Source organism: Calidifontimicrobium sp. SYSU G02091 (assembly GCF_022631395.1).
In the GTDB taxonomy this organism is placed as follows: domain Bacteria; phylum Pseudomonadota; class Gammaproteobacteria; order Burkholderiales; family Burkholderiaceae_C; genus Calidifontimicrobium; species Calidifontimicrobium sediminis.
Window position 1 is genome coordinate 25,859 of sequence record NZ_JALBGB010000017.1, and the last position, 20,224, is coordinate 46,082.

General features: G+C 70.0%; 20 protein-coding genes and 1 tRNA gene. 13 read left to right on the forward strand and 8 right to left on the reverse strand.

What is annotated here, in order from left to right:
• Positions 1 to 4: 4 nt before the first annotated feature.
• Positions 5 to 634, reverse strand: a complete 630-nt coding sequence (locus tag MOJ79_RS11595) for a lytic transglycosylase domain-containing protein (RefSeq protein ID WP_442863117.1) — start codon at positions 632 to 634, stop codon at positions 5 to 7.
• Positions 631 to 2,376 (reverse strand): proline--tRNA ligase, encoded by a 1,746-nt coding sequence (locus MOJ79_RS11600; protein ID WP_241924301.1) that lies wholly within the window; start codon positions 2,374 to 2,376, stop codon positions 631 to 633. The genes MOJ79_RS11595 and MOJ79_RS11600 overlap by 4 nt, the downstream gene beginning before the upstream one ends.
• A 124-nt stretch (positions 2,377 to 2,500) precedes the next feature.
• Between MOJ79_RS11600 and MOJ79_RS11605 the strand changes: the two genes are divergently transcribed.
• Positions 2,501 to 3,079, forward strand: coding sequence for an RNA pyrophosphohydrolase (locus MOJ79_RS11605; protein ID WP_241924302.1), 579 nt, complete (start codon positions 2,501 to 2,503; stop codon positions 3,077 to 3,079).
• A gap of 6 nt (positions 3,080 to 3,085) precedes the next feature.
• On the opposite strand, the gene proB is transcribed toward MOJ79_RS11605, so the two are convergent.
• From proB to rplU, 4 genes are all read right to left on the reverse strand, one after another.
• A complete protein-coding gene (proB, locus tag MOJ79_RS11610; protein ID WP_241924303.1) occupies positions 3,086 to 4,207 on the reverse strand; it encodes a glutamate 5-kinase in 1,122 nt (373 codons plus the stop codon).
• The gene (gene obgE / locus MOJ79_RS11615; RefSeq protein WP_241924304.1) at positions 4,200 to 5,279 is read right to left on the reverse strand and encodes a GTPase ObgE; all 1,080 of its coding nucleotides are present in this window, start codon (positions 5,277 to 5,279) and stop codon (positions 4,200 to 4,202) included. Before obgE ends, proB begins: the two co-directional genes overlap by 8 nt.
• 79 nt (positions 5,280 to 5,358) lie before the next feature.
• Positions 5,359 to 5,616 carry a 50S ribosomal protein L27 gene (gene rpmA, locus MOJ79_RS11620; RefSeq protein ID WP_119352526.1) on the reverse strand — a complete coding sequence of 86 codons (258 nt, stop codon included), beginning with the start codon at positions 5,614 to 5,616 and terminating at the stop codon, positions 5,359 to 5,361.
• 17 nt (positions 5,617 to 5,633) lie between these two features.
• A complete protein-coding gene (rplU, locus tag MOJ79_RS11625; RefSeq protein ID WP_241924340.1) occupies positions 5,634 to 5,945 on the reverse strand; it encodes a 50S ribosomal protein L21 in 312 nt (103 codons plus the stop codon).
• A 292-nt stretch (positions 5,946 to 6,237) separates the two neighbouring features.
• Between rplU and ispB the strand changes: the two genes are divergently transcribed.
• The 11 genes from ispB (at position 6,238) to MOJ79_RS11680 (ending at position 17,920) form a co-directional block, all read left to right on the forward strand.
• Positions 6,238 to 7,230, forward strand: a complete 993-nt coding sequence (gene ispB / locus MOJ79_RS11630) for an octaprenyl diphosphate synthase (RefSeq protein ID WP_241924305.1) — start codon at positions 6,238 to 6,240, stop codon at positions 7,228 to 7,230.
• Between the two features lie 60 nt (positions 7,231 to 7,290).
• Positions 7,291 to 7,367 (forward strand) — tRNA-Pro (locus tag MOJ79_RS11635).
• 233 nt (positions 7,368 to 7,600) lie between these two features.
• Positions 7,601 to 9,325 carry a type IV-A pilus assembly ATPase PilB gene (pilB, locus tag MOJ79_RS11640; RefSeq protein WP_119290173.1) on the forward strand — a complete coding sequence of 575 codons (1,725 nt, stop codon included), beginning with the start codon at positions 7,601 to 7,603 and terminating at the stop codon, positions 9,323 to 9,325.
• 103 nt (positions 9,326 to 9,428) lie between these two features.
• Entirely contained in the window at positions 9,429 to 10,652 is a 1,224-nt protein-coding gene (locus tag MOJ79_RS11645) for a type II secretion system F family protein (protein WP_119290170.1), read from the forward strand.
• Between the two features lie 4 nt (positions 10,653 to 10,656).
• Positions 10,657 to 11,604 (forward strand): prepilin peptidase, encoded by a 948-nt coding sequence (locus tag MOJ79_RS11650; RefSeq protein WP_241924306.1) that lies wholly within the window; start codon positions 10,657 to 10,659, stop codon positions 11,602 to 11,604.
• A gap of 19 nt (positions 11,605 to 11,623) precedes the next feature.
• Entirely contained in the window at positions 11,624 to 12,220 is a 597-nt protein-coding gene (gene coaE / locus MOJ79_RS11655; protein ID WP_241924307.1) for a dephospho-CoA kinase, read from the forward strand.
• Positions 12,221 to 12,275: 55 nt separating this feature from the next.
• On the forward strand, positions 12,276 to 13,028 hold the full coding sequence (gene zapD / locus MOJ79_RS11660; protein ID WP_241924308.1) for a cell division protein ZapD: 753 nt from the start codon (positions 12,276 to 12,278) through the stop codon (positions 13,026 to 13,028).
• A 79-nt stretch (positions 13,029 to 13,107) separates the two neighbouring features.
• Positions 13,108 to 13,341: a DNA gyrase inhibitor YacG gene (locus tag MOJ79_RS11665; protein WP_241924309.1), complete on the forward strand. Its 234-nt coding sequence runs from the start codon at positions 13,108 to 13,110 to the stop codon at positions 13,339 to 13,341.
• A gap of 219 nt (positions 13,342 to 13,560) precedes the next feature.
• Complete coding sequence (groES, locus tag MOJ79_RS11670; protein ID WP_119290159.1) at positions 13,561 to 13,851, forward strand: co-chaperone GroES; 291 nt, start codon at positions 13,561 to 13,563, stop codon at positions 13,849 to 13,851.
• A 33-nt stretch (positions 13,852 to 13,884) separates the two neighbouring features.
• Positions 13,885 to 15,528, forward strand: a complete 1,644-nt coding sequence (gene groL, locus MOJ79_RS11675; RefSeq protein WP_119354773.1) for a chaperonin GroEL — start codon at positions 13,885 to 13,887, stop codon at positions 15,526 to 15,528.
• 109 nt (positions 15,529 to 15,637) lie between these two features.
• Positions 15,638 to 17,920: a patatin-like phospholipase family protein gene (locus tag MOJ79_RS11680; RefSeq protein WP_241924310.1), complete on the forward strand. Its 2,283-nt coding sequence runs from the start codon at positions 15,638 to 15,640 to the stop codon at positions 17,918 to 17,920.
• Between the two features lie 3 nt (positions 17,921 to 17,923).
• Here MOJ79_RS11680 and MOJ79_RS11685 read toward each other — a convergent pair whose 3' ends face one another.
• Both MOJ79_RS11685 and yihA read right to left on the reverse strand, forming a co-directional pair.
• Entirely contained in the window at positions 17,924 to 18,820 is an 897-nt protein-coding gene (locus tag MOJ79_RS11685) for an alpha/beta fold hydrolase (RefSeq protein ID WP_241924341.1), read from the reverse strand.
• Positions 18,817 to 19,506: a ribosome biogenesis GTP-binding protein YihA/YsxC gene (gene yihA / locus MOJ79_RS11690; protein ID WP_241924311.1), complete on the reverse strand. Its 690-nt coding sequence runs from the start codon at positions 19,504 to 19,506 to the stop codon at positions 18,817 to 18,819. Before yihA ends, MOJ79_RS11685 begins: the two co-directional genes overlap by 4 nt.
• A gap of 46 nt (positions 19,507 to 19,552) precedes the next feature.
• Here yihA and MOJ79_RS11695 point away from each other — a divergent pair, with 46 nt between their 5' ends.
• Positions 19,553 to 20,188, forward strand: coding sequence for a c-type cytochrome (locus MOJ79_RS11695; RefSeq protein WP_241924312.1), 636 nt, complete (start codon positions 19,553 to 19,555; stop codon positions 20,186 to 20,188).
• Positions 20,189 to 20,224: the final 36 nt, after the last annotated feature.

Below are 20,224 nucleotides of genomic sequence, written 5' to 3' on the forward strand. Positions count from 1 at the left end.
CGCCTCAGCCTGCGGCGTCGTGCAACCAGCGCTTGCGCGCCGCGAACACGGCGTTCGGGTACTCGGCGCGGCCGCGGCTGCCGTTGTAGCGGCCCAGTGCCATGAACAGGTCGCCGCGCTCGCGGTCGAGGTAGTGGCGCAGGATCACGCAGCCGAAGCGCAGGTTGGTCTGCAGGTGGAACAGGCGCGAGGCGTCGCCGTCGCCGATCAGCCGCGCCCAGAACGGCATCACCTGCATGTAGCCGCGTGCGCCGGCGCTGCTGATCGCGTACTTGCGAAAGCCGCTCTCGACCTGGATCAGACCGAGCACGAGCGCCGTCTCGAGCCCGGCGCGCCGGCTCTCGTACCACACGGTCTCGAGGAAGTCGATGCGGGCGTGGCGGTCCGCCTTGCGGGGCTTGAGCCGCTCGCTCATGTCGGCGAGCCAGCGCAGGTAGTCGAGGCGCTGCTCGATCGTCGCGAAGGTCGGCCGCGGCGGCGCCGATTCGGCCACCGCCGCCGACAGCGCCGAGCGCACCGAGTCGGCCAGCGGCTCCTCGATCTGCGCACCGGCGCGCACCGCGCGCCAGGGTGCGGCCAGCGTGGCGGCGAGCAGCGCGCGGCGCCTCACACCCCGCACCCGCGCGGGCTTCACGCCCGGATGCGGCCCTTCACGAAGGCCGCGATGTCGGCCACCGGCACCTTGGTCGGCTGCGTGTCGCGCCGACCCTGGTACTCGAGCCGGCCGTCCTTCAAACCCCGGTCGGAAATCACGACGCGGTGCGGTACGCCGATCAGCTCCCAGTCGGCGAACATCGCGCCAGGGCGCTCGCCACGGTCGTCGAGCATTACGTCGATGCCGGCGGCGGCCAGTTCGTCGTGCAGGCGGTCGGCGGCCGCCTTGACGTCGGCGTTGCGGTCGTAGCCGATCGGGCAGATCACTACGGTGAACGGCGCGATCGCGTCGGGCCAGACGATGCCGCGCTCGTCGTGGCCCTGCTCGATCGCGGCGCCGAGGATGCGTGTGACGCCGATGCCGTAGCAGCCCATCTCCATCAGCTGCGGCTTGCCGGACTCGTCGAGGTAGGTCGCGCCCATCGCGCGGCTGTACTTGGTGCCGAGGTAGAACACGTGGCCGACCTCGATGCCGCGCTGGATCGCGAGCTTTCCCTTGCCGTCGGGCGACGGGTCACCTTCGACGACGTTGCGGATGTCGGCGACGACGTCGGGCTCGGGCAGGTCGCGGCCCCAGTTGACGCCGGTGTAGTGGAAGTCGGCCTCGTTGGCGCCGCAGACGAAGTCGCTCATCAGCGCGACCGTGCGGTCGGCGACGACCTTGACCGGCTTGACGGTGCCGATCGGGCCGAGGTAGCCCGGCTCGCAGCCGAAGTGCTCCTCGATCTCGGCCACCGTCGCGAAGCGGAACCCGCTTTTCAGGCCCTCGACCTTGCCGGCCTTGACCTCGTTGAGCTGGTGGTCGCCGCGCACGAGCAGCAGCCAGATCGTCGTCTTGACGACGTCACCGTCGGCGTTCTTCTCGTCGGTGGCGAGCACGAGCGACTTCACGGTGTGCGCGAGCGGGATGCCGAGCAGCTCGGCGACGTCCTCGCAGGTGCTGCGGTCGGGCGTGGGCGTCTTGGCGAGTGCGTGCTTCGGCGCCGCGCGGTGTGCGAGCAGCGGCAGGGCCTCGGCGAGCTCGATGTTGGCGGCGTAGTCGCTGTCGGGGCAGTAGACGAGCGCGTCCTCGCCGGTGTCGGCGATGACCTGGAACTCGTGCGACAGGTCGCCGCCGATCGCGCCGGTGTCGGCCGCGACCGCCCGGTACGTCAGCCCGATGCGGTCGAAGATCGCGCAGTAGGCCTTGTACATCGCGTCGTAGCTCTTGGCGGCCGATGCGGCGTCGCGGTCGAACGAGTACGCGTCTTTCATCGTGAACTCGCGCCCGCGCATCACGCCGAAGCGCGGGCGGCGCTCGTCGCGGAACTTGGTCTGGATGTGATAGAAATTCTTCGGCAGCTGCTTGTAGCTGCGCAGCTCCTGCCGCGCGATGTCGGTGATGACTTCCTCGCTGGTGGGCTGGATCACGAAGTCGCGCCCGTGGCGGTCCTTCACACGCAGCAGCTCGGGGCCCATCTTGTCGAAGCGGCCGGTCTCCTGCCATAGCTCGGCCGGCTGCACGACGGGCATCAGCAGTTCGATCGCCCCGGCGCGGTTCATCTCGTCGCGGATGATCGCCTCGATCTTGCGGATCACGCGCAGGCCCATCGGCATGTAGTTGTAGATGCCGGCGCCCAGCCGCTTGATCATGCCGGCACGCACCATCAGCTTGTGGCTGACGACTTCGGCGTCGGCCGGCGCCTCCTTGAGCGTGGCGATGAAGAACTGCGTGGCTTTCATGGTCTTGGCGGGCGAGCGCGCAGGCGGCGCGGCACCGAAAGCTCGGCCGTGCGGGTAAGCGAGCAATGCCGCTTCGCACCGGCCCGGTGCAATAATGGGTTCAATTGGATCTTCGAGGTTGATTATGCTCGACCGGGAAGGCTTCAGGCCCAACGTCGGCATCATCCTGCTCAACTCGCGCAACCAGGTGTTCTGGGGCAAGCGGCTGCGCACGCACTCGTGGCAGTTCCCGCAGGGCGGCATCAAGCACGGCGAAACGCCCGAGCAGGCGATGTACCGCGAACTGCACGAGGAAATCGGGCTGCGGCCCGAGCACGTCAAGATCCTCGCGCGCACGCGCGACTGGCTGCGCTACGAAGTGCCCGAACACTACATCCGCAAGGAGGCGCGCGGTCACTACCGCGGCCAGAAGCAGATCTGGTTCCTGCTCAAACTCATCGGCCGCGACAGCGACATGAACCTGCGCGCCACCGACCACCCGGAATTCGACGCCTGGCGCTGGAACGACTACTGGGTGCCGCTGGACGTCGTGATCGACTTCAAGCGCGACGTCTACCAGATGGCGCTGACCGAACTCGCGCGCTACGTGCCGCGCGGCAACGTCCACAACCGCTACCTGCGCTCGGGCATGCGGGCGGCGCGCCACGGCGACGACGCCGTGGCAGCGACGCCGGCGGCCCCCGACACGCCCACGCGCGGCTGAAGCCGCTCAGCCCATCAGCACGAGGTTCGTGCGGTGCACGAGTTCGGGCTCGTTGGTATAGCCCAGCGCGGCCTCGATCTGCGATGACGGTTTGCGCATGATCAGCCGCGCCTCGGCGCTCGAGTAGTTGGACAGGCCGCGCGCGATCTCGCGCCCCTGACCGTCGCGGATCGCGATGACGTCGCCGCGCTGGAATTCGCCGCTCACGTCGACGACGCCGATCGGCAGCAGGCTCTTGCCGTCGTCGCGCAGTTTGCGCACCGCGCCGTCGTCGACCGTCACCGCGCCGCGCAACTGCAGGTGGTCCACCATCCACTGCTTGCGCGCGGCGTACTTCGCCGTGCCGGCCACCAGCGCGGTGCCGATCGCCTCGCCGGCGGCCAGCCGCAGCAGCACGTCGGGCTCGCGCCCCCACGCGATCACGGTGCTCGCGCCGCTGCCGGCGGCGCGCTTGGCTGCCAGCACCTTGGTCAGCATGCCGCCGCGGCCGATCGCGCTGCCAGCGCCGCCGGCCATGCGCTCGAGTTCGGGGTCGCCAGCGCGCGCCTCGTCGATGAAGCGGGCGTTCGGGTCCCTGCGTGGATCGGCGGAGTACAGGCCGCGCTGGTCGGTCAGGATCACGAGTGCGTCGGCCTCGATCAGGTTGGCTACCAGCGCACCGAGCGTGTCGTTGTCGCCGACCTTGATCTCGTCGGTGACGACGGTGTCGTTCTCGTTGATCACCGGGATCACGCGCAGCTCGAGCAGCGTCAGCAGCGTCGAGCGGGCGTTGAGGTAGCGCTCGCGGTCCGACAGGTCGGCGTGCGTCAGCAGCACCTGCGCGCTGCCCATGCCGTGCGCGCGCAGGTGCGTCTCGTACATCTGCGCCAAGCCCATCTGGCCGACGGCGGCGGCGGCCTGCAGCTCGTGGATCTCCTTCGGCCGCTCACGCCAGCCCAGGCGCTTCATGCCTTCGGCAATCGCGCCGCTGGACACCATGACGACTTCACGGCCCTGCGCAGCCAGCGCCGCGAGCTGGCGGCACCAGTTGCCGATCGCCTGCGCGTCGACGCCGCGACCCTCGTTGGTCACCAGGCTCGAGCCGACCTTGACGACGATGCGTCGTGCGTTCTTGAGCACCTCAGCCACGGTGGACCTCCGGCGCGACGGGCGTGCCGAAACGCGGGTCGCTCGTGTCGACGTCGTCACGCTGCTGGACCGCCAGGTGGGCCCAAACCGCATGCACCAGCGGCTCGAGGCCCTGGCGTGTCAGCGCCGAGATCGCGAACACCGGCCCCTTCCAGCGCAGGCGGCGCACGAACTCCTTGACGCGGCGCTCGCGCTCGTCCTCGGGCACCAGGTCCAGCTTGGTCAGCACGATCCAGCGCGGCTTGGCGGCCAGCGCCGGGTCGTACTTCTTCAGCTCGGCGACGATCGCCCGCGCCTGCGCGACCGGATCGACCGCCTCATCGAACGGCGCGATGTCGACCAGGTGCAGCAGCAGCCGCGTGCGCTGCAGGTGACGCAGGAACTGGTGGCCGAGCCCCGCACCCTCGCTGGCCCCCTCGATCAGGCCGGGGATGTCGGCGACGACGAAACTCTGCTCGGGCCCGACACGCACGACGCCGAGGTTCGGGTACAGCGTCGTGAAGGGGTAGTCGGCGATCTTCGGGCGTGCGTTCGAGATCGCCGCGATCAGCGTCGACTTGCCGGCGTTGGGCATGCCGAGCAGCCCGACGTCGGCGAGCACGCGCAGTTCGAGCCGCAGCCGCTTCGACTCGCCCGGCCAGCCGGGCGTCTTCTGCCGTGGCGCGCGGTTGGTGCTGCTCTTGAAGTGCAGGTTGCCGAAGCCGCCGTCGCCGCCCTTGGCGAGCAGTACCTTCTCGCCGGGCACGAGCAGTTCGGCGATCACTTCGTTGCGGTCGAGATCGGTGATGATCGTGCCGACCGGCATGCGCAGCACGACGTCGTGACCAGCCGCACCGAACTGGTCCGAGCCTCGACCGGGCTCGCCGTTGCCGGCCTCGTGGCGACGCGCATAGCGGTAATCGATCAGCGTATTGAGGTTGCGGTCGGCCACCGCATAGACGCTGCCGCCGCGCCCGCCGTCACCGCCGTTGGGACCGCCGAACGGGATGAACTTCTCGCGCCGGAAGCTCACGCAGCCGGCACCGCCGTGCCCGGCGGCAACCTCGATCGTGGCTTCGTCGACGAACTTCATGGTGATGAGATGGTAGCGGCGCTCGAAAACAAGAAGCCCCGGCGTGCCGGGGCTTCTGGCGCCGCGGTCGAACCCGCGCTCAGAGCGGCGTCACGCTGACGGTGTGCCGGTTGTGCGGGCCCTTGACGGCGAACGACACCTGGCCATCGACGAGGGCGAACAGCGTGTGGTCGCGACCGACGCCGACGTTGTCGCCGGCGTGGAACTTGGTGCCGCGCTGGCGCACGATGATCGAGCCGGCCGGCACGGTCTGCCCGCCGAACACCTTGACGCCGAGCATCTTCGGCTTCGAATCGCGGCCGTTACGGGTCGAGCCGCCACCCTTTTTCTGTGCCATGGTTCAACTTCCCCGCTTCAGACGCTCAGTGCACCGATCTGCAGTTCGGTGTACGTTTGACGGTGACCCTGCCGCTTCTGATAGTGCTTGCGGCGGCGCATCTTGAAGATGCGCACCTTGTCGTGCTTGCCATGGGCGACGACCGTGGCCTTGACGGTGGCACCGCCGACCAGCGGCGTGCCCACCTTCAGGTCGGCACCGTTGCCCACCGCCAGCACCTGGTCGAACACGACTTCCTGCCCCACTTCGGCCGGCAGCTGTTCAACCCTGATCTTGTCGCCGGCTGCCACTTTGTACTGCTTGCCGCCGGTTTTGATGACCGCGTACATATCAGACACCTCTTCGATTACACCGCCCGGGCAGATCGACACCACGCCGCGCACGGCCGGCCCTTTCTGCCACTTCAGCGCCGGCCGCGCCCAGTCGGCGCGCCGCGCGAAGCCCACCGCACCCCACTGCCATGCCCACGCACGCGGGCTTCTGCTGACGTTGTCCACGCCCCTCCAGGAGCGCGAGAACCGGCTATTGTAGCCATGAAAGCGAAGCGCCGGCAAGCCAGTTGCGACGACCGCCGGGTGCCTCCCGGCCCGGTTCCTATAATTCAGGCCATCTGCCGCCGCGATGAGCACTGCCGCACCCTCCACCGTCAACGGGCCCGCCGATGCGGACCTGATCGCGGAGGACATGGCGATCGTCGACGGCGTGATCCGCGAGCGGCTGCGCTCCGACGTCGCACTGGTCAACCAGATCGGGCATTACATCATCGGCGCCGGTGGGAAGCGCATCCGACCCCGGCTGCTGCTGCTGTTCGCGCGCGCGCTCGGCTTCCACGGCCCCGAGCGGCACACGCTGGCCGCGGTCGTCGAGTTCATCCACACCGCGACGCTGCTGCACGACGACGTCGTCGACGAGTCGTCCATGCGCCGCGGGCGCGCGACCGCCAACGAGATGTTCGGCAACGCAGCCAGCGTGCTGGTGGGCGACTTCCTGTACTCGCGCGCGTTCCAGATGATGGTGTCGGTCAACCGCATGCGCGTGCTCGACGTGCTCGCCGACGCCACCAACGTGATCGCCGAAGGCGAAGTGCTGCAGCTGATGAACATGCACGACCCGGACCTCGCGGTCGACGAGTACCTGCGCGTGATCCGGTTCAAGACGGCCAAGCTGTTCGAAGCGAGCGCGCGCCTCGGCGCCGTGCTCGCCGAGGCCCCTGCACAGGTCGAGGACCACTGCGCCGCCTACGGGCGCGCGCTCGGCACGGCGTTCCAGCTCGTCGACGACCTCCTCGACTACGACGGCGACCCGCGCGCGCTCGGCAAGAACGTCGGCGACGACCTGCGCGAGGGCAAGCCCACGCTGCCGCTGCTGGTGGCGATGGAGCGCGCGGCCGACGACGACCGCGCCCTGATCCGCGGCGCCATCGAACGCGGCGAGGTCGAGCGCCTCGACGACATCGTGCGCATCGTGCGCCAGACGGGTGCCGTCGAAGCCACGCGAGACGCGGCCCGCCGCGAGGCACGAGCCGCCGCCGACTGCTTGCGGGTCCTGCCGCCGTCGCCAGAGCGCGAAGCTTTGCTAGAATACGCGGCTCGCTCGGTCGATCGCTCTTCCTGACGGAGAGTCGATCGCGGATGGCGAGCGCGAGCCGGCCGCACTGGTGGCAGGCGCGCGACTCGGGGTGTAGCTTAGCCTGGTAGAGCGCTACGTTCGGGACGTAGAGGCCGGTGGTTCGAATCCACTCACCCCGACCAGAATTTCCTCTCAACGCACCGCGTGAGTGGCGTGCAGCGTCGCGCGGATTCCAGATCCAACCGATTCCGACCGCGATTCACCCTCGCGGTCGGTGCCTTTGCCACCCCCGAAGTCGAGCAAACGGGAAACATGCCGTTAATGGCGCCGTGATTCCCCCCCTTTTCGACCCGCGCTGCCGGCGACGACGTCTATCATCGGCCGCTCGTCGAACCTGATTGCAAGGGGGGGGCATTTGGCCTCGGAGACCGTCGTTGAAGCCGCGTCTTCGACCCTGTCGGGGGTCGCGCGCGTACTGGTGCACGCCGGCAAGCTGAGCGCCAAGTCGGCCGAGGCACTGGCGCAGTCGGCCAAAGAGCGGCGCTCGAGCTTCGTGTCGGCCGTCATCGCCGCCGGCGCCGTCTCGCCACCGGACCTCGCCCACACGCTGGCGTCGGCATTGGCGCTGCCGCTGCTCGACCTCGACGCGGTCGACGCCGAGAAGTTGCCCCGCGGCATCGTCGAGCCCAAGCTCGCCGCGCAGTACCAGATCGCGGTGCTCGGCAAGCGCGGCAACCGCCTGTTCATCGGTGGCGCCGACCCGACGGATCAGGAGGCAGTCGAGCGCATCAAGTTCGCGACCCAGCTGCAGCCCGAGTGGGTGATCGTCGAGTACGACAAGCTCGCGCGACTGCGCGACGCCCAAGGCCAGAGCGCCAACGAGGCGCTCGAGTCGCTGGCGTCGATGGATTTCGAGTTCGACGTCGCCGAGGACACCGGCGCCGAGGCCGAGGGTACCGACGTCGCCGCCGAGGTCGAGGACGCGCCGGTCGTCAAGTTCCTGCAGAAGATGCTGATCGACGCGATCAACATGCGCGCGTCGGACCTGCACTTCGAGCCCTACGAGTACCACTACCGCGTGCGCTTTCGCATCGACGGCGAGCTGCGCGAGATCACGCAGCCGCCGGTGGCGATCAAGGACAAGCTCGCGTCGCGCATCAAGGTCATCAGCCGGCTGGACATCGCCGAGAAGCGCGTGCCGCAGGACGGCCGCATGAAGCTCAAGTTCGGCAACAAGGCGATCGACTTCCGCGTCTCGACGCTGCCGACGCTGTTCGGCGAGAAGATCGTGATCCGCATCCTCGACCCGTCGAGCGCGAAGCTGGGCATCGACGCGCTGGGCTACGAGAAGGTCGAGAAGGAGCGCCTGCTCGCGGCGATCCACCGCCCGTACGGCATGATCCTCGTGACCGGCCCGACGGGCTCGGGCAAGACGGTGTCGCTGTACACGTGCCTGAACATCCTGAACCAGCCCGGCGTCAACATCTCGACGGTCGAGGATCCGGCTGAAATCAACCTGCCGGGCATCAACCAGGTCAACGTCAACGAGAAGGCCGGGCTGACCTTCGCCGCGGCGCTGAAGTCGTTCCTGCGCCAGGACCCGGACGTGATCATGGTCGGCGAGATCCGCGACCTCGAGACGGCCGACATCGCGATCAAGGCCGCGCAGACCGGCCACCTCGTGATGAGCACGCTGCACACCAACGACGCGCCGACGACGTTGACGCGGCTGCTGAACATGGGTGTGGCGCCGTTCAACATCGCGTCGAGCGTGCTGCTGATCACGGCGCAGCGCCTCGCGCGTCGCCTGTGCGAGAACTGCAAGAAACCCGCCGAGTACCCGCGCGAGTCGCTGCTGCGCGCCGGCTTCAAGGACACCGACCTCGACGGCTCGTGGACCCCGTACCGCGCGGTGGGCTGCTCGGCGTGCACCAACGGTTACAAAGGGCGGGTCGGCCTTTACCAGGTGATGCCGATCACGGAGGCGATCCAGCGCATCATCCTGTCGGAGGGCACGGCGCTGGACATCGCGCAGCAGGCGCAGAAGGAAGGCGTGCGCGACCTGCGCCAGGCCGGTCTGGTCAAGGTGCGCGCCGGTGTGACGACACTCGAGGAAGTCATCACGGTGACGAACGAGTGAATCGGCGCGCGCCGGCGCGCGCGTCTCATTCGGTTACAACTGCGCTCAATCGCGGCACCCCGGTGCCGAAAACGAATCGTTGGGGATGCGTCCCGGAGGCTTTATGGCGACTGCGGCAGCCGCGAGACAGAACGTCAAAGAGTTCGTCTTCGAGTGGGAAGGCAAGGACAAGAACGGCAAGATCCTGCGCGGCGAGATCCGCTCGGCCGGCGAGGCCGCGGTCAACGCGATGCTGCGCCGCCAGGGGGTGCTCGTCACCAAGGTGAAGAAGCGCCGCATGAGCGGCGGCAAGGCGATCAAGCAGAAGGACATCGCCGTCTTCACGCGCCAGCTGGCCACGATGATGAAGGCCGGCGTGCCGCTGCTGCAGGCCTTCGACATCGTCGCGCGTGGCAGCCCGAACCCGAAACTGACGCGGCTGCTCAACGACATCCGCGCCGACGTCGAGACCGGCACGAGCCTGTCGGCGGCGTTCCGCAAGCACCCGATGTACTTCAACGCGCTGTACTGCAACCTCGTCGAGGCCGGCGAGGCGGGCGGCATCCTCGAGGCGCTGCTCGAACGGCTGGCGCTGTACGAGGAGAAGACGCTCGCGCTGAAGCAGAAGATCAAGTCGGCGCTGATCTACCCGATCGCGGTGCTGGTGGTGGCCTTCGTCGTGCTGTCGGTGATCATGATCTTCGTGATCCCGGCGTTCAAGGACGTGTTCACGTCGTTCGGCGCCGACCTGCCCGCGCCGACGCTGGCCGTGATCGCGATGAGCGAGTTCTTCGTCGCGTACTGGTACATCATCTTCGGCGTGCTGATCGGCGGCACCTACTTCTTCCTGCAGAGCTGGAAGCGCAGCGAGAAGATGCAGAAGTTCATGGACCGGCTGCTGCTGAAGATCCCGGTGTTCGGCGACCTGATCTACAAGTCGGTCGTCGCGCGCTGGACGCGCACGCTGGCGACGATGTTCGCTGCCGGCGTGCCGCTGGTCGAGGCGCTCGACTCGGTCGGCGGCGCGTCGGGCAACGCGGTGTTCGCCGAGGCCACCGAGAAGATCCAGAAGGACGTGTCCACCGGCTCGGCGCTGACGACGTCGATGCAGGCCACCGGCGTGTTCCCGAACATGGTGCTGCAGATGAGCGCGATCGGCGAGGAGTCGGGCTCGCTCGACCACATGCTGAGCAAGGCCGCCGAGTTCTACGAGGAAGAGGTCGACGAGATGGTCAAGGGCCTGTCGAGCCTGATGGAGCCGTTCATCATCGTCGTGCTCGGCGTGCTGATCGGCGGCATCGTGGTGTCGATGTACCTGCCGATCTTCAAGCTCGGCTCGGTGGTCTGACGCGATGAGCGCCGTCGGCGGCGTGCCGCTGGACCTGCTGCTGCACCCGGCGACGCTCGCCGTCTTCGGGCTCGTCATCGGCAGCTTCCTCAACGTCGTGATCCACCGCCTGCCGCTGATGCTCGAGCGACAGTGGTGGGCCGACGTCGCCCACCAGCTCGCCGACGCCGAGTCGTGGCGCCGCGTGTTCGGGGCGCGCGAGGCGGCCGCCGTGCCGCCGGCGCTGGCGCAGACGGCCAAGACGCTGTCGACGTCGCTCGACGCGCTGCCGCGGCTGGGCATCGCGACGCCGCGCTCGCGCTGCCCGTCGTGCGGGCACGCGATTGCGTGGCACGAGAACATCCCGCTGCTGGGCTGGCTGCGGCTCAAGGGCCGCTGTGCGCAGTGCGGCGCGCGCATCTCGGCGCGCTACCCGCTCGTCGAGCTGCTGACCGCGCTGCTGTTCGCCGGCATCGGCTGGCGCTTCGGGGCGCAGCCGGTCGCCCTGCTGTGGTGCGCCGCCGCCGCGGCGCTGGTCGCGCTGGCGGCCATCGACTGGGACACCACGGTGCTACCCGACGCGCTGACGCTGCCGCTGCTGTGGGCCGGGCTGCTCGCGGCGGCGTTCGGCTGGACGCTGCCGCTGGCCGACGCGCTGTGGGGCGCCGCGGCCGGGTACCTGTCGCTGTGGTCGGTGTACTGGCTGTTCAAGCTGACCACCGGCAAGGAGGGCATGGGCTACGGCGACTTCAAGCTGCTCGCCGCGCTCGGAGCGTGGCTGGGCTGGCAGATGATCGTGCCGATCCTGCTGATGGCCTCGGTGATCGGTGCCGTCGTCGGCGTCGCGATGAAGCTGTCGGCGGCGCTGCGCGAAGGGCGCTACGTGCCGTTCGGCCCCTTCCTGGCCGGTGCCGGCCTGGTCGTGATGCTGGCCGGTGCCGATACGGTGCGCGGCTGGATCGGCTGGGCCTGAGCGCGGCACGCCGCCGGCGATGCGCATCGGACTGACCGGCGGCATCGGCAGCGGCAAGAGCACCGTGGCTGCCCGGCTCGCGGCACTCGGCGCCGCAGTCGTCGACACCGACGCGATCGCCCGCGAGCTGACCGCCGCCGGCGGCGCGGCCATCGAGGCGCTGCGCGACGCCTTCGGCGCGCGGGCGATCGCCGCCGACGGCGCCCTCGACCGCGCCTTCATGCGCGCCCACGTGTTCGCCGACGCCGCCGCCCGACGCCGGCTCGAGGGCATCCTGCACCCGATGATCGCCGTCGAGGCACTGCGCCGCGCCGACGCCGCCGGCGCGGTGCCGGTCGTGTTCGACGTGCCGCTGCTGGCCGAATCGGCGCACTGGCGTGCCCGCGTGCAACGCGTGCTCGTCGTCGACTGCGCGGAGTCGACGCAGGTCGAGCGCGTCGTGCGGCGCTCCGGCTGGAGCGCCGACGAGGTGCGCCGCGTGATCGCGCAGCAGACGCCGCGCGCGTGCCGCCGCGCCATCGCCGACGCCGTGATCCACAACGACGGCCTGCCGCTCGATGCCCTTCACGCCGAGGTCGACGCGCTGTGGGCGCACTGGAGCACGACCGTGCTGTGAAAGAATCCACGGCGTGCGCGGCGCCCGTCGGGCGGCCCGCCGTTGAAGATCCGCCGTGGTCCTTTACGAATACCCGTTCAACGAGGGCATCCGCACGATGCTGCGGCTCGAACATCTGTTCGACCGCCTCGGGCAGCTGGTGGCGCGCGACACGCCGATCGACCACCACTTCGCGCTCGCGACGATGTTCGAGGTGATGGACGTCGCCGCGCGCGCCGACCTGAAGTCCGACCTGCTGAAGGAACTCGACCGCCAGCGCACCCAGCTGCAGGGCTACCGCGGCAATCCGGCGATTTCGGAGGCCGCGCTCGAGGAGGTCATCGCGCGCGTCGACGCGGCCTTCGACGGCCTGAACCGGCTCCCGGGCAAGGCCGGCGCCGCGCTGGCCGGCAACGAGTGGCTGATGAGCATCCGCAGCCGCATCAGCATCCCCGGCGGCACCTGCGAGTTCGACCTGCCGGCGTACTACGCGTGGCAGCAGCTGCCGGCCGAGCGGCGCCGCGCCGACCTGTGGCGCTGGGTCGACACGCTCGGCCCGCTCGCGGCGGCGCTGCACGTCTTGCTCGGTCTGCTGCGCGACAGCGGCGTGCCGCACCGCGTCGTCGCGCCGGCAGGCCAGTTCCAGCAGAGCCTGCCGCAAGGCAAGGTCTATCAGCTGCTGCGCGTGCGGCTCGACGACGCGACGCTCGTGCCCGAGATCACCGGGCACCGGCTGATGGTGTCGGTGCGGCTGATGCGCACCGACGGCGAGGGTCGGCTGCGCCCGGTCGCCGAGGACCACAGCTTCGAGCTGACGCTGTGCGCCTGATGACCCGCCGACGCCCCCGGACCGCGGCGGCCCGGCGCGGTCGCCACGACCCGCGGCGGCACGGCCGCGGCGCGTCGCGATGAGCACGTCGCCCCCGTCGGTGCCGAGGCGGCGCGTGCGTTGCCCTGCCTGCGGCGGACCCGCGTGGTACGACGCCGACAACCCCTGGCGGCCGTTTTGCAGCGAGCGCTGCCGCACGCACGACCTCGGCGCGTGGGCGAGCGAGAGCTACCGCGTCGACGCCGCGCCCGACGACGCCGAGGCGGGCCGCGACGACACCACGGACCCGCCGGCACCCCGCGCAGCACACTGAACCCGTGTGCGCCCGCCGGCGCAGCGGGGCGGCCAGCGGCCATCGCACGAGCACCTTGGCTCTTGAAGGCGGGACGGGCGTCCCTATAATCGTGCGCTGTTAGCACTCGCCGCTATCGAGTGCTAGCGGTTGCGAACCGCAGCCCGATTTGGTGGTGTTAGCGCTCGCCAACTTAGCGCGCACCGATTCTCGCTCATCGATTCCTTCTCAGGAGATGTCATGAAACTTCGTCCGTTGCACGATCGCGTGATCGTCAAGCGTCTGGAGAACGAAACCAAGACCGCGTCGGGCATCGTGATCCCCGACAACGCCGCCGAGAAGCCCGATCAGGGCGAGGTCGTGGCGGTTGGCCCGGGCAAGCGCAACGACAAGGGCGATTTCGTCGCGCTGAACATCAAGGTCGGTGACCGCGTGCTGTTCGGCAAGTACAGCGGCCAGACCGTCAAGGTCGACGGCGAAGAACTGCTGGTGATGCGCGAAGAAGACCTCTTCGCGGTGATCGAGAAGTAATCCCCCCAGAACACGAATCCGGAGAGTCTGCACATGGCTGCTAAAGACGTTGTTTTCGGCGCCGACGCGCGTCATCGCATGGTCGACGGCGTGAACATCCTCGCCAATGCCGTCAAGGTCACGCTGGGTCCGAAGGGCCGCAACGTGGTGCTCGAGCGCAGCTTCGGCGCGCCCACCGTCACGAAGGACGGTGTCTCGGTCGCCAAGGAGATCGAGCTCAAGGACAAGCTGATGAACATGGGCGCGCAAATGGTCAAGGAGGTCGCCTCCAAGACCAGCGACGCCGCCGGTGACGGCACCACCACCGCCACCGTGCTCGCGCAGAGCATCGTGCGCGAGGGCATGAAGTACGTCGCCGCGGGCATGAACCCGATGGACCTCAAGCGCGGCATCGACAAGGCCGTCGAGGCGCTGGTCGACGAGCTGAAGAAGATCAGCAAGCCGACGACGACGAGCAAGGAGATCAGCCAGGTCGGCTCGATCTCGGCCAACAGCGACGAGTCGATCGGCAAGATCATCGCCGACGCGATGGACAAGGTCGGCAAGGAAGGCGTGATCACCGTCGAGGACGGCAAGAGCCTGAACAACGAGCTCGACGTCGTCGAGGGCATGCAGTTCGACCGCGGCTACCTGTCGCCGTACTTCATCAACAACGCCGAGAAGCAGGTCTGCGTCCTCGAGAACCCGTACATCCTGCTGCACGACAAGAAGATCAGCAACATCCGCGACCTGCTGCCCACGCTCGAGCAAGTGGCCAAGAGCGGCAAGCCGCTGCTGATCGTCGCCGAGGAAGTCGAGGGCGAAGCGCTGGCCACGCTGGTCGTCAACACGATCCGCGGCATCCTGAAGGTCTGCGCCGTCAAGGCTCCGGGCTTCGGTGACCGCCGCAAGGCGATGCTCGAAGACATGGCCATCCTCACCGGCGGCAAGGTCATCAGCGAGGAAGTGGGCCTGACGCTCGAGAAGGTGCAGCTCGCCGACCTCGGCCAGGCCAAGCGCGTCGAAGTCGCCAAGGAGAACACGACGATCATCGACGGCGCCGGCAAGGCCGCCGACATCGAGGCGCGCGTCAAGCAGATCCGCGTGCAGATCGAGGAAGCCACCAGCGACTACGACCGCGAGAAGCTGCAGGAGCGCGTGGCCAAGCTCGCCGGCGGCGTCGCGGTGATCAAGGTCGGTGCCGCGACCGAAGTCGAGATGAAGGAGAAGAAAGCCCGCGTTGAGGACGCGCTGCACGCCACGCGCGCCGCGGTCGAGGAAGGCATCGTCGCCGGTGGTGGCGTCGCGCTGCTGCGCGCGCGTCAGGCGATCGCCGACAAGCTCAAGGGTGCCAACCACGACCAGGACGCCGGCATCAAGATCGTGATGCGCGCCGTCGAGCAGCCGCTGCGCGAGATCGTCGCCAACGCCGGCGACGAGCCGAGCGTGGTGATCAACAAGGTGCTCGAGGGCAAGGGCAACTTCGGCTACAACGCCGCCACCGGCCAGTACGGTGACATGATCGAGATGGGCATCCTCGACCCGACCAAGGTCACCCGCACCGCGCTGCAAAACGCCGCGTCGGTCGCCGGCCTGATGCTCACGACCGAGTGCATGGTCGCCGAAGCGCCGAAGGACGAGACCCCGGCCAAGGGTCCCGGCATGGGCGGCATGGGCGACATGGGCATGGACATGTGATGTCCTGACCCCGTCAGCCAGACACACCCCACCCGCCCGCGGCACGCGCCGCGGGCTTTTTTTTGCGTACGCGGACGAGAATCGCGGCGTCCTCCGCCCCGTGACCCCGATGCCCGCTCCACTCCGGCGCCTCGCGCGCACGCTCGCCGCATGGGCGTGGACCGTCGCCGCGGCGACGCTGGTGCCCACACCACCCGCGCAGGCGCAGCCGCTCGACCCCGCGTCGCCAGCGGCGGCGGCAACGCGCCCGCGCGTGGGTCTGGTGCTTTCGGGCGGCGGCGCGCGCGGGCTGGCGCATGTGGGCGTGCTCAAGGTGCTCGAGCGCGAACGCATCCCCATCGACGTGATCGCCGGCACGTCGATGGGCGCCATCATCGGCGGGCTGTACGCCAGCGGCATGAGCGCCGAGCAGCTCGAGCGCGAACTGCTCGCCGTGCGCTGGGACGCGCTGTTCGCCAGCCGCGTCGACCGCCGCGAGCTGCCGCAGCGGCGCAAGGAGGAAGATTTCGACGTCGCGCCCAACCTCGAGTTCGGCGTGCGCGACGGCGAGCTGCGCGCGCCGGTGGCGGCCGTCTCGAGCCGCGGTCTGGAGCTGCTGCTGCGCCGCTACACGCTGCCGGTGCGCGGCGTCACCGAGTTCGACCGCCTGCCGATCCCGTTCCGCGCGGTGGCCACCGACATGGAGACGGGTCAGCCGGTCGTGCTCGACCGCGGCGACCTCGCGCTGGCGCTGCGCTCGAGCATGAGCGTGCCCGGCGTCTTCGCGCCGACCGAGGTGGGCGGGCGTGTGCTCGGCGACGGCGGGCTGGTCAACAACGTGCCGATCGACGTCGCGCGCGCGATGGGTGCCGATGTCGTGATCGTCGTCAACATCGGCACGCCGCTGGCACCGCGCGAGTCGCTCGGCTCGGTCGTCGGGGTGACGGCGCAGATGATCAACATCCTGACCGAGCAGAACGTGCAGCGCAGCCTCGCCACGCTGGGCCCGCGCGACGTGCTGGTGGCGCCGCAGCTCGGCGCGCTGACGGCAGGCGACTTCGAGCGCACGCGCGAGCTGATCGCGCTGGGCGCCAGCGGCGCCGAGGCGGCGCTGGCGCGCCTGGCGGCGCTGTCGGTCCCGGCGGCCGACTATGCCGAGTGGACGCTCGCGCGCACGCGCGGCGCAGCACCGGCGCCGGCGCTCGGCTTCGTCGCGTTCGAGGGCACCCGCACGACGAATCCGGCACGCTACGCCGACGAGCTCGAGACGCAGCCCGGGATGGCTTTCGACCGCGAGCGCGCCGAGCGCGACGCGCGCCGGCTGGCGGCCACCGGCGACTACCTGCGCACCGACTACCGCATCGCCGAGGTCGAGGGCCGCGAGGGGCTGGTGTTCGACCTCGAGGACAAGCCCTGGGGCCCGAACTACCTGCGCGTCGGGCTGACGATGGACACCGATTTCCGCGGCGACAGCGGGTTCAACGTGCGGCTGCTGCACGTGCGGCGCTGGCTCACGCCCGACGGCGCCGAGTGGCGCAACCTGCTGCAGATCGGCGAGGCGCCGACGTTGGCCACCGAGCTGTACCGGCCGCTGGGCGTCGGCCGCGCGCTGCAGGCCGACTGGTTCATCGCCCCGTACGCCGGCGTGCAGCGGCGCCGCGTCGTGCTGTACGACCCCGACGACCTCGGCCTCGAGCTCGCGCAGTACCGGCGCGACATCCTGCAGGCCGGCGTCGACCTCGGCCGCCCGTGGGGACGCGTCGGCGAGCTGCGCCTCGGGCTGTCGTGGCTCAACTACCGCAACGTGCCCGACAGCTTCGGCTTCAACCGCATCGAGCTGGTGTCGCAGCGCTTCGTCGAGCGTGCGCTGCGGGCGCGGCTCGTCGTCGACCAGCTCGACTTCGCGTTCTTCCCGACGCGCGGCTACCGGCTCGAGGCCGTCGCCGCCGCCGGCCTGCGCGACGCGCGCGGGCGCGACGAGCGCTTCCAGCGCGCCGAGGTCGAGGCGATGGCGGTGGGCACGTTCGGCGCGCACACGCTCGACGTGCTCGCGCAGCTGCAGGCCACCAATGCCGACGGTCTCGACGTGTTCGGCCGCTACACGCTCGGCGGCTTCCAGCGCCTGTCGGGCTACCGCACCGACCAGCTCAACGGCAACGCCGTCGTGCTGCTGCGGCTGGGCTGGCGCACGCCGCTGACCGGGCGGCTGCTGTTCGCGCGCAACCTCGTCGTCGGCGCGACGCTGGAGGCCGGCAACGCCTGGCTCGACACCGACGCCGCCCGCCTGTCGGACCTGCGCACCGGCGGCAGCCTGTACCTAGGCACCGACACCGGCGTCGGCCCCGTGCACTTCGGGCTGACGTACGCGCCGGGCGGCTCGCTCGGCATCGCGCTGTTCGTCGGCCGCCCCTGAGGTTCAGGGCAACAGCGCAGCCACCGCGTCGGCCACCCGCTGCGGCTGCTCGTGGACGACCCAGTGCGTCGCCCCCGGCACACGCACGACGCGCAGATCGGGCACGAAGGCGTCGAGTCCGTCGAGCAGCGACGGCAGCAGCGCCGTGTCGGCATCGGCCCACAGCACCGTCGTCGGCACGCGCACCGTGACCGCCTCGGGCGGCAGCGCCAGCGTGGCGAGTGCGTCGTGCGACGCCGCCGGCGGACGCAGCGGCGAGGCCCGGTAGTAATTCAGCGGCCCACTGAGCCCGCTGCGCCAGACCTCGCGGTAGCGCTCGCGCAAGTCGGCCGTGAGCCAGCCGCCGCCGGGGTGCGACGCGTCGTCGGCGCCCATCGACGTGAAGAACCGCCACAGGCGGGCGAAGTCGTTCTCGGCGAGCAGCGCCTCCGCGTCGGGGCGCACGAGGAAGTTCATGTAGGCGCTCGCGCGCTGCTGCGCCGGGTTGTCGCGCAGCTCGCGCAGGAAGGTCGCCGGGTGCGGCGCATTGACGATCAGCAGCCGGCGCACGCGCTGCGGGTGCTGCGCGGCGAATGCCCACGCGACGGCGCCACCCCAGTCGTGCGCGACCAGCACGTCGACGCGACCGCCGAGGTGGTCGATCAGCGCCGCGACGTCGGCGACGAGGTGCTTCGCGCGGTACGCGTCGACGCCGGGCGGCGCCGACGACGGCGCATAGCCGCGCAGGTTCGGCGCGACGCATTGCGCGCGCGGTGCGAGCCGCTGCATCACGCCGTCCCACGCGAACGCGGCCTCGGGAAAGCCGTGCAGCAGCAGCACGCGCGGCGCGCCGACGGCGCCGGCGCGGCGGCACGCGAGCGTGATGCCGTGCGGCAGGCGGGCGTCGAAGGTGTCGATCATGACGATGACGCCGCGGCTGGGTGCGCCCACGCGTGCAGCGTCTGCGCGACGTCGTCGAGCCCGTCGCGCGTGAGTGCCGAGAACAGCGCCACGCCGATGTCCGACGCCTCGCTGGCGAACTCGCCCAGCGCCTGCGAGGTGCTGCGCAGCGCCGCGTCGGCCTCGCGGCGCGAGAGCTTGTCGGCCTTGGTCAGCAGCACGAGCAGGCGGACCTCGCCGGTGCGCACGCGCGGCGCGATGAACTCGAGCAGCCGGCGGTCGAGGTCGGTCAGACCCAGCCGCGCGTCGACCAGCAACACGACGCCCGACAGACTGCGCCGCATCGCCAGGTAATCGGCCATGACCTGCTGCCAGCGCAGCTTGGCCGCACGTTCGACCGCGGCGTAGCCGTAGCCCGGCAGGTCGGCCCACAGCGCATCGGGCGCGTCCTTCGGGCCGAGCGCGAACAGGTTGATGTGCTGCGTGCGTCCCGGCGTCTTCGACGCGAACGCGAGCCGCCGCTGCTGCGCCAGTGTGTTGATCGCGGTCGACTTGCCGGCATTGCTGCGCCCGACGAAGGCGATCTCGGGCAGTTCGGTGACCGGCAGCTGGTCGAGCCGGCTGGCCGTCGTCAGGAAGCGCGCGCCGTGCGCCCAGGCCAGCGCGGTGCGAGCCGGCGAGACGGAAGCAGCGGCAGAGGTGGGCATGGAGCATTGTAAAATTTCAAGGTTTGTTTCTTCCGAGCCGCATGCGATGAACGCCCACCCCGCCTTCCGGCTGGCCGCCGCCGTACTGGCTGCCACCTTGCTCGCGCCGCTGTCGGCCACCGCCGCCGGCGACACCAAGGCAGGGCCCGACCTGGCGAAGGGGCGCACGATTGCCACGCAGGTGTGCGTCGCATGCCACACGGTCGACGGCTCGCGCGGTGCGCCCGCGAACCCGATCCTCGCCGGCCAGCACCCCGAGTACCTGACCAAGCAGCTGCGCGAGTTCAAGGCCGGCAAACGCGTCAACGCCGTCATGCAGGGCATGGTCGCCGCGCTGAGCGACGACGACATGGTCAACGTCGCCGCGTTCTACGCCAGCCTGCCGCCGGTGCCAGGCGCCGCGACCAACGCCGACCTCGTGCTGCTGGGCGAGCGTATCTGGCGCGGGGGCATCGCGAGCAAGAAGGTGCCCGCGTGCGCCGGCTGCCACAGCCCCAACGGGGCCGGCATCCCGGCGCAGTACCCGCGCCTGGCCGGCCAGCACGCCGAGTACGTCGCGTCGTCGCTGAAGGGCTACCGCTCCGGTGAGCGCGCCAACAACGGGCAGATGCTGTCGATCGCGGCGAACCTGAGCGACCGCGAGATCGCTGCGCTGGCCGACTACGCCGCCGGTCTGCGCTGAGTGCGCCCCGGCGGGCGCGGCCGCGGCAATTCCTGC

Coding starts and splice junctions, on each gene's coding strand:
- MOJ79_RS11600 (WP_241924301.1), bottom strand. CDS start 2,376: ATGAAAGCCACGCAGTTCTTCATCGCCACGCTCAAGGAGGCGCCGGCC.
- MOJ79_RS11605 (WP_241924302.1), top strand. CDS start 2,501: ATGCTCGACCGGGAAGGCTTCAGGCCCAACGTCGGCATCATCCTGCTC.
- obgE (WP_241924304.1), bottom strand. CDS start 5,279: ATGAAGTTCGTCGACGAAGCCACGATCGAGGTTGCCGCCGGGCACGGC.
- rpmA (WP_119352526.1), bottom strand. CDS start 5,616: ATGGCACAGAAAAAGGGTGGCGGCTCGACCCGTAACGGCCGCGATTCG.
- rplU (WP_241924340.1), bottom strand. CDS start 5,945: ATGTACGCGGTCATCAAAACCGGCGGCAAGCAGTACAAAGTGGCAGCC.
- ispB (WP_241924305.1), top strand. CDS start 6,238: ATGAGCACTGCCGCACCCTCCACCGTCAACGGGCCCGCCGATGCGGAC.
- MOJ79_RS11645 (WP_119290170.1), top strand. CDS start 9,429: ATGGCGACTGCGGCAGCCGCGAGACAGAACGTCAAAGAGTTCGTCTTC.
- MOJ79_RS11650 (WP_241924306.1), top strand. CDS start 10,657: ATGAGCGCCGTCGGCGGCGTGCCGCTGGACCTGCTGCTGCACCCGGCG.
- coaE (WP_241924307.1), top strand. CDS start 11,624: ATGCGCATCGGACTGACCGGCGGCATCGGCAGCGGCAAGAGCACCGTG.
- MOJ79_RS11665 (WP_241924309.1), top strand. CDS start 13,108: ATGAGCACGTCGCCCCCGTCGGTGCCGAGGCGGCGCGTGCGTTGCCCT.
- groES (WP_119290159.1), top strand. CDS start 13,561: ATGAAACTTCGTCCGTTGCACGATCGCGTGATCGTCAAGCGTCTGGAG.
- groL (WP_119354773.1), top strand. CDS start 13,885: ATGGCTGCTAAAGACGTTGTTTTCGGCGCCGACGCGCGTCATCGCATG.
- MOJ79_RS11680 (WP_241924310.1), top strand. CDS start 15,638: ATGCCCGCTCCACTCCGGCGCCTCGCGCGCACGCTCGCCGCATGGGCG.
- MOJ79_RS11685 (WP_241924341.1), bottom strand. CDS start 18,820: ATGATCGACACCTTCGACGCCCGCCTGCCGCACGGCATCACGCTCGCG.
- yihA (WP_241924311.1), bottom strand. CDS start 19,506: ATGCCCACCTCTGCCGCTGCTTCCGTCTCGCCGGCTCGCACCGCGCTG.
- MOJ79_RS11695 (WP_241924312.1), top strand. CDS start 19,553: ATGAACGCCCACCCCGCCTTCCGGCTGGCCGCCGCCGTACTGGCTGCC.